The organism is Bradyrhizobium sp. P5_C11_2 (assembly GCF_054049755.1).
Genome location: NZ_JBFULT010000767.1, coordinates 1 through 2,840 on the forward strand (window position 1 = coordinate 1; position 2,840 = coordinate 2,840).

Sequence of the window (2,840 nt, forward strand, 5' to 3'; positions counted from 1 at the left end):
CGAGAGGTCATGCTCAACGCCATTGAGTTGGTGTTCTCTGGCGGTATTTACATTCCCTCTGAAATTCTGGAGGAAACACCGCGGCTTACGAATGAACCAACGACGCCCGACTTTCTCAGGGGTCTCGGATTGACCGATCGGCAGATCGAAGTGCTTGCGCTTCTGATGAAGGGAAAAAGCAACAAGATCATTGCCAAGACGCTCAACATGGCAGTGCCGACGGTGAAAAATCACATCACGGTCGTTCTCAAGGCGCTCAGCGTAACGAGCCGCACCGAGGCAGTCRTAAAAGTAGGAAAAATGGGCTGGGAATCGCCGCCGAAATCCGAGTCATGAAGCCGCCCGGGTATCCCTCCCATCGTCATGATCCATCAAGAGCTCGTGCATGACAGCGCGGAGCCGCATCGGATCGACAGGCTTGTGCAGCAAGATGTATCCTCTATCCCTGACCTCGCGTGCTGGTTCAGGTGCCGTATCGCCGCTGATGAGAATAGCTGGAATGGACGAACCGAACGCCGCATTGATTTGTTCAATGGCTCGGATCCCGGTCTTTCCATTCGCAAGGTGATAATCCGAGATGATGAGATCGGGGCGCTGTTGGCGTTCCGCAAGTCGGGTAAGTGCCGCGTCGTCGGATCCGGTGGTAAGGGCGGTGTATCCCCATATGCCAAGCAATCCACCCGTTCCCTCCTGGGCAATTGGAGCATCGGTAATAACAAGAACGACCTTGCCTTCGACTGCAAAGGCCGCGGGGTGGGGAGAGTCGACGGGCTCGGCGGATGTGTCGCATTCATCGGCCATCGGAACCAGGATCGCGAATCGCGAACCTCGGCCCACGGTCGAAGCCAAGTCGATTGGATGGTTGAGAAGCAGGCGAAGCCTGTCGACAATAGCCAAGCCGAGCCCCATGCTGCCGTACCGGTTCCGGTCTCGGGCGGCCAGTTGAATGAACTCGCCAAAGATATTCTGTTTCTGATCCTCGGGAATGCCGGGACCACTATCCCATACTTCGATGCGCAACATTTGACCGCGCCGGCGACAGCCGACAATGATCCCACCCCGCAAGGTATAGCGCACAGCGTTGGATACCAAATTGAGCAGTATGCGTTCGAGCAGCATGGCGTCGCTCCGCACCCAGGCGTCGCTTCGCCTGACGCGTAGACGCAAGCCCGTTTCTCGCGTTGCCTGATCAAACGTCGTCTCTATTTTTTGCAACAGGCGCGCGATCGGGAATTCGGTAATTGTGGGTATGAGGATTCCAGCATCCAGCTTGGACATATCCAGCAGCGAATTGAGCATTTCATCCATTTCCTTGCGCGTTGCATCGACCAGCTCGATCGTCCTTGTCCGTTCCCCCGATCTGAGCGGCATGCGCAGCTGGGCAACGAACAAGCCCAGCGCATGCAGTGGCTGCCGCAAATCGTGGCTTGCCATGGCAAGGAAGCGCGATTTTGCTGCATTGGCGAGCTCGAGCTCCTGCGTACGCTCCGCGACCTTCCGTTCGAGTTCGATTTGCGCGCGGCGCAGACGTTTCTCCCCCCTTTTGCGGACCTCGACGTCGGCGCTCAGTAACAAGCTCGGAACCGTAATGCTGATCAGGAACATCAACACCAGCAGGAATGAAACGTTGATGTCCGCGGTCGTGAAGGGGCCGCCGCCCGTGAGCGTCCCCCAAACCGTGATGCCTGCAAGCACCAGCGCAACCGTTGCGGTGTCACGTGGGCCGCGGCGCAGCGCCGCCCACAACATCGGCAGGATCGCGAGAAAACCCAGTGGATCTCTGCTCGGCGTTTGCTCGATCAAGGGACTGAAAGCAATGAGGCCAACGGCCGCCGCTGTTGCGAGGACGCCGACCGTCTCCAAAAAATCATTGCGGTTGAAAGCATGGTCGTGGCTTGATGCCCAAAGCACGATAACGGGGGCAATGACCAGCGCGCCGGTCACATCTCCCAGCCACCATGTGACCCAGGCGTTCGCGAAATTGGTCCGATCGGTGTACCCGGCGGTCGCCAGGCTGGTCAGTCCAATGCTGGCGCTGATCGGCGTCGCGATCACGATGCAGATCAGAGCAAACTTCGCGACAGAATTTGGTCTCGAAAACGTATGACGTCCGCGCGACCATCGATTGACCAGATAAGCGCCAACAACGGCCTCAAGAGTGTTGCCGGTCGCAATCGCAATTGCGGTGACAACCGAGCCGGCGGTGGTCGCATTGGCGATCACCGCGGCAATGAAGATTGCGGGCCAGGTCCGATACCCCCACAACAGCACCGCCGCCAGCGCGAGACCCGTCGGTGGCCAGATGGGCGTTGCACTGGGATGAACAGAGGCGAGAGCGAGGCCGCCTTTTGCCAGGACGAAATAGGTCACTCCAATCGCGACCAGGCTGCCGGCATACCTGGTGCCTCGGCGAAAATTTATCTCCGGCGCTAGCGATCGTGGATCGGTCATCGTCGACGCCTGGACCAGGCAGTTGGATTGTCCATCATGGCTGACCTTTTGATCTCCCTGACAAGGATCGAAGATCGCTACTTTGTTTACCAAGCGGTTGATCGACACCCCCAACGTCCGACCGGTGCGACAATGTAAAACTCGGCAAGATGCGCTCAGATCGAATTGATCACTGCAGTCTGCTGACGGACGAAGAGATGGCGTGTGTTTGGTTCACGAGGGCAAACTCTCTACCGATGCCGATCGGCATCGGCTTGGGGGTTGGAATGGGCGTGGCGGTGAATAAAACGGAGACGGGGCCTTCCGGACGAATGCTTTGGGCCTAGGACATTGCCAGCCATGAGAACGGTAGCAACTGAGGACATTGACAGAACTGAATAGACTGCCAT

Annotated in this window: 2 protein-coding genes; one reads left to right on the forward strand and one right to left on the reverse strand. The window is 57.9% G+C overall.

Annotated elements, in window-relative coordinates; genetic code table 11:
* Window positions 1–336, forward strand: a 336-nt coding sequence (locus ACXJL8_RS38235; protein WP_456686729.1) for a response regulator transcription factor, incomplete at its 5' end; no start/stop codon positions are given.
* Here ACXJL8_RS38235 and ACXJL8_RS38240 read toward each other — a convergent pair.
* The gene (locus ACXJL8_RS38240) at window positions 331–2,559 is read right to left on the reverse strand and encodes an MASE1 domain-containing protein (RefSeq protein ID WP_456624353.1); all 2,229 of its coding nucleotides are present in this window, start codon (window positions 2,557–2,559) and stop codon (window positions 331–333) included. The genes ACXJL8_RS38235 and ACXJL8_RS38240 overlap by 6 nt on opposite strands.
* Between the last annotated feature and the right edge of the window lie 281 nt (window positions 2,560–2,840).